Source organism: Streptomyces sp. P5F9 (assembly GCF_057961495.1).
This window is the reverse complement of the sequence record NZ_JBXVPZ010000889.1, coordinates 1-1,530: the sequence shown is the minus strand read 5'-3', so window position 1 is coordinate 1,530 and position 1,530 is coordinate 1. Positions and strand designations below refer to the sequence as shown.

Below are 1,530 nucleotides of genomic sequence, written 5' to 3'. Positions count from 1 at the left end.
GACCGGCCCCGCGACGCCCGTTCCGACCGACGCCCCCACGGTGAACGTCGTCACAAGCCACGAGAAAGCCTCGGTGACCGTCCCCTTCGGAGCGTGCCGGTCGACGATGATGAAGGCGCAGGCGAGGGCGGGCGCGAGGAAGACCCCGGCGAGCACGGTCAGCAGCACCATGGCGACCGCGCCCGGCATGAGCGTCAGCGGCAGGTAACACACCGCCAGCAGCCCCACCAGGACCCGCAGTCGCCGCTCCGGCACCCCGCTCCACTGCCGCGCCCCGTAGACGGTGCCCCCGAGGAGCGCCCCCAAGCCGATCGCCGCCATCAGCCAGCCGTAGACCACGTCACCGCCGTGCCCGTCCGCGTACGGCACGGACGCGACCGTGATCGAGCCGAGCGCCATCCCGACGAACAGGAACGCGCCGAGCAGCGCCAGGAGTCCCGGCGAGCGCAGGGCGCCCAGCCAGTGCGCCTCACGCGGAGCCGAACGCCACGCGCGCGAGGGCGGCGACACGACTACGGAGAGGGCGCCCAGCACGCCTATGACGTTCAGCACGAGCAGCGCCACGGGGGCGGACCACAGGGACACGAACACCGTCACGAGCAACGGCCCCACGGTGAACATGACTTCCTGGGCGACCGCGTCCATGGCGTACGCCGTGTGCACCTGCTCCTCCCGGCGCAGCACGGCCGGCCACAGCGCCCGCAGACCGCCCTCCAGGGGCGGTGCGAAGAGACCGGCGGCCGCGACGGCCATGTAGGCGAGGGGCAGCGGATCGGTGCCCCAGAAGGCGAAGACGGCCATCGAGAGCGCCGACAGGACCGCGGCGGGCAGCTGCACGCGCGGCTGCCCGTGGACGTCCACCAGGCGCCCCAGGAGGGGCTGTCCGACCGCGTTGGCGATGCCGTACACGGCCGCCAGCGCCCCCGCGAGGCTGTAGGTGCCGCCCTCGGCGCGGATGAACAGCACGATCGCGATCGCGGCGGTGGCGTTCGGCAACCGGCCCACCAGCGTGCCCACCAGCAGGCGGGTGGCGTGCCTCGCCCTGAGGATCTCCAGATATCCCACGGCCTCGAACCGCCCTCCCCCTCACCGTCGCGCATGAGGTTTTACGTATAACGTCTCCTGTCATACGTACCATGTGCGCTGTTCACACGTCCATACGGAGTCCCTACGGAGTCCTCACCAAGGAGCAGGCCGACCGTGGCACCAGCCAGCACCCGCCCCACGAGCCGCGACGTCGCGCAGGCCGCCGGCGTCTCCCAGGCCGCGGTCTCCCTGGTGCTCGGCGACAAGTGGCGGGGCCGGGTCTCGGCCACGACCGCCGAACGCGTCCGCGAGGCCGCCCGCGACCTGGGCTACCGCCCCAACCTCGCCGCCCGCAACCTCCGCCTCGGCCGCACCCGCACGGTCCTCCTCGTGGTCCCGGTGCTGACGACGGAGTTCTTCGCCGGCGTCTACACGGGCGCCGCCCGCGTCGCCGCCGAACACGGCTTCGGCGTCGTCCTCTACCCCTCCCCCGAAGGCATCGGC

2 protein-coding genes are annotated in these 1,530 nt (G+C 72.8%); one reads left to right on the top strand and one right to left on the bottom strand.

Going from position 1 to position 1,530, the window contains the following annotated elements; all coding sequences use genetic code 11:
• A partial coding sequence (locus AC31A1_RS51215) for an MFS transporter (protein WP_489659883.1) occupies positions 1-1,065 on the bottom strand: 1,065 nt, incomplete at its 3' end.
• A gap of 135 nt (positions 1,066-1,200) precedes the next feature.
• Here AC31A1_RS51215 and AC31A1_RS51210 point away from each other — a divergent pair.
• Positions 1,201-1,530: LacI family DNA-binding transcriptional regulator (locus AC31A1_RS51210; protein ID WP_489659882.1), on the top strand; the 330-nt coding region annotated here is incomplete at its 3' end.